Source organism: Paeniroseomonas aquatica (genome assembly GCF_030409335.1).
GTDB classification, from domain to species: domain Bacteria; phylum Pseudomonadota; class Alphaproteobacteria; order Acetobacterales; family Acetobacteraceae; genus Belnapia; species Belnapia aquatica.
This window is the reverse complement of record NZ_JAUFPN010000086.1, coordinates 1-2,915: the sequence shown is the minus strand read 5'-3', so window position 1 is coordinate 2,915 and position 2,915 is coordinate 1. Positions and strand designations below refer to the sequence as shown.

Genomic DNA, 2,915 nt, shown 5'->3' with positions numbered 1-2,915 from the left:
TTCGAGTTGCCGCCGACGTAGTAGTGCAGCCCCGGCCGGAAGGTCGCACCGGAGGCGGAGGTCCAGGTCTCATCGACCTGATAGCGCCCTTCGGCGAAGACCGCGCGGGTGTCCCAGTTCTCCCTCTCCCGCTTGAGGTAGCCGCCGCGCTCGATGAGAAGGATACGCTTGCCGGTCTGTGCCAGCTTCCAGGCCATGGTCGCGCCGCCGGGGCCGGAGCCGACGATCACCACGTCGTAGTGTTCCTGGATCACTGCGCACCTCCGGCCGGCGCCGCCGGCTTGAACACCGGCGGGCCCAGTCTCAATGCGAGGCCTGGCGTGGCGTTCCGGTATTAATGCCTTGTCATGCGTCTGGCCCGAACCGCGGCGGGATGCGCGGGTTAAGGCGTGATCTTCCTCCGGCCCTGCGCATGACCTTCGACAGTTCCGTCGTCCTCCTCTCCCGGCTCGCGCTGGTGATGCTGTTCCTGCCGTTCAGCGCATTGGACAAGGTGCTGAACTTCCGGGCCGCGACCGGCCAGGCTCGGCAGGCCGTGGCCTCGCCGGCGCTGGCGGGCGGGATGATCCTGCTTGGCCTGGCGGTCGAGGTCCTGACCTCGCTTGCCCTGGTGACCGGCACCGCCGACCGGCTCGGGGCCCTGGTGCTGGCTGGCTACTGCGCGGTGACCGCGGTCCTGTTCAAGCCGTTCTGGTCAAAGCCGGATTTCCGCCTGCGCGGACCCAGCGAGGGGCGAGACGTGTTCTGGGATTTCCTCAAGAATATGGCTCTCGCCGGTGCTCTCGCCTCCATCGCGCTCGGGCCGGGCACGAATGGCGCGCGAGGGCTGTTGGCCAATCCCCTGTCCTCCACCGCCCCCTATGCCACCCGAGGTCCGTGATGCCCGACGAGAGGCCGACCGTCCCCTACTGGCACCTCCATACCGATGCGCACGGCATCAGCCGCTTCCGGCGCTGCGCCATGACCCAGTTCGAGTTGAAGTCCATGCAGCCGCCCGCGGCGCCGCAGTGGCAGGGCCGGAAGCACCACGACGGCATGACGGTCATGGTGACGGTCCAGCCCGTCGGCTGGGAAGGCACCTGGCACGAGAACCCGAAGCCGCAGTGGATCATCCCGCTGTCCGGCCGCTGGTTCGTGCAGGCGATGGATGGCACCCGCGTCGAGATGGGCCCCGGCGAGATCTCCTTCGGCGAAGATCAGGGCTGCCGCCTACAGGACGGCCGCAAAGGCCACCTCTCCGGCACCCTGGGTGATGCACCAGCCGTGCTGATGGTGGTTCAGTTCGACACACCGCGCGATGCACCGACCCCATGCCGCTTCGATTAGCCGACATGGATAGCTTCGTCTCGCATGATCCGCGCTTCGACCGGTTCATCCTCGACAACGCCCCGGTCGAGCGCCTGGCCGAGGGGTTACGCTGGATCGAAGGGCTGGTCTGGATGGGGGACTGGAACGCCCTGCTGTTCCAGGACCTGCCACGCGACCGCACCATGATGTGGAGCGAGGCCACCGGCCTCTCTGTCTGGCGGCAGCCCTCCGGCAAGGCCAATGGCCAGGCGCGGGACCGGCAGGGGCGCCTGATCCTGTGCAGCAACCTGGCCCGGGCGGTGCAGCGGGTGGAGCACGACGGGTCGCTGACCACGCTGGCGGATCGCTTCGAAGGCCACCGCCTGAACTCGCCCAATGATGTCGCGGTGCACTCCGACGGCACGATATGGTTCACCGACCCGGTCTATGGCATCGCCAACGACTACGAGGGCATCCGGCAACCCAGCGAGCGGCACCCGGCTGTATACCGGCTCGATCCGTCGACTGGTGCCCTGGCCGTAGTCTCCGAAGCCTTCGACGGACCCAATGGACTGGCCTTCTCCCCGGATGAACGCCGGCTCTACGTCGCGGAGACCGGTGATCAGACGGGCCCGGATCCGGTGCAGGTCTTGCGGGTGATCGACCTCACCCCGGATGGGGCCGTCGTCGGTCCGGCATGGGACTTCCACAAGGTCGACCGCGGCTATACCGACGGCCTGGCGGTGGATGAGGATGGCAACATCTGGTCCAGCGCCGCAGACGGCGTGCATTGCGTCGCGCCCGACGGGACCCTGCTCGGCCGTATCCTGATGCCGGCGCGGGTCTCAAACCTTTGCTTCGGCGGATCGCCGCAGCGGAACCGCCTGTTCATCGGCGTGTCCCATGCGCTCCATGCCGTATTCCTCAACCGCCGTGGTGCAGGATGGCCATGAGAGGCGGCCGGATCCTGGAGATTCGGCTGCGGTGCTTCTCGCCTGCCGCCATGGCCGATTTCTATCGACGCGCCTTCGGCTGCTTGGAGGTGGCATGCCCGCCCGGGGGCATATCGCTCCGGCTCGGGGAGGAAGCGCTTTCGCTGCAGCAGGCCGCGACGCCTGGCCGGGCCGACTTTCGGGGCAACGAGACCGGCTTCCAGCATTTTGCCATTGCCGTCTCGGACATGCGGCTTGCGCTGGACCGATTGTCGGCCGCGGCGGGATGGACTCCCATCTCCCTCGCTGGGCCCGAGATGTTGCCGCCCGCATCCGGCGGCGTCACTGCCTTCAAGTTCCGCGATCCGGAGGGGCACCCGCTGGAGCTGCTGCAGGGGCAGCCTGGTGCGATGCGACAGCACTGGCCGAGTATGGCAGGCGGCGCGCCCTTCCTCGGGATCGATCATTCCGCCATCAGCGTCACGGACACGGCCCGGAGTGCCGCATTCTACGGTGGCCTCGGCTTCACGGTGGGCAGGACCCAGCGCAATCGCGGTATCGAACAGGCGCGGCTGGACGATCTGGCAGGCGCTGAGGTGGACGTCACGCCACTGACCGGGAGCGGTCCGCCGCATCTCGAGCTCCTGCGGTACCGCCATCCTGCCGCTTGTCCGAGGCCGGCAATCGATGGAAGTA

5 protein-coding genes are annotated in these 2,915 nt (G+C 67.9%); 4 read left to right on the top strand and 1 reads right to left on the bottom strand.

The window, feature by feature from the left end:
* A partial coding sequence (locus tag QWZ14_RS08475; protein ID WP_290316200.1) for an NAD(P)-binding protein occupies positions 1 to 254 on the bottom strand: 254 nt, incomplete at its 3' end.
* A gap of 158 nt (positions 255 to 412) precedes the next feature.
* Between QWZ14_RS08475 and QWZ14_RS08470 the strand changes: the two genes are divergently transcribed.
* The 4 genes from QWZ14_RS08470 to QWZ14_RS08455 form a co-directional block, all read left to right on the top strand.
* A complete protein-coding gene (locus QWZ14_RS08470; RefSeq protein ID WP_290316199.1) occupies positions 413 to 880 on the top strand; it encodes a DoxX family membrane protein in 468 nt (155 codons plus the stop codon).
* Positions 880 to 1,326, top strand: coding sequence for a cupin domain-containing protein (locus QWZ14_RS08465; RefSeq protein WP_290316198.1), 447 nt, complete (start codon positions 880 to 882; stop codon positions 1,324 to 1,326). The genes QWZ14_RS08470 and QWZ14_RS08465 overlap by 1 nt, the downstream gene beginning before the upstream one ends.
* On the top strand, positions 1,311 to 2,240 hold the full coding sequence (locus tag QWZ14_RS08460) for an SMP-30/gluconolactonase/LRE family protein (protein WP_290316197.1): 930 nt from the start codon (positions 1,311 to 1,313) through the stop codon (positions 2,238 to 2,240). The genes QWZ14_RS08465 and QWZ14_RS08460 overlap by 16 nt, the downstream gene beginning before the upstream one ends.
* Before the next feature lie 50 nt (positions 2,241 to 2,290).
* The coding region (locus QWZ14_RS08455; protein ID WP_290316196.1) for a VOC family protein at positions 2,291 to 2,915 on the top strand (625 nt) is incomplete at its 3' end.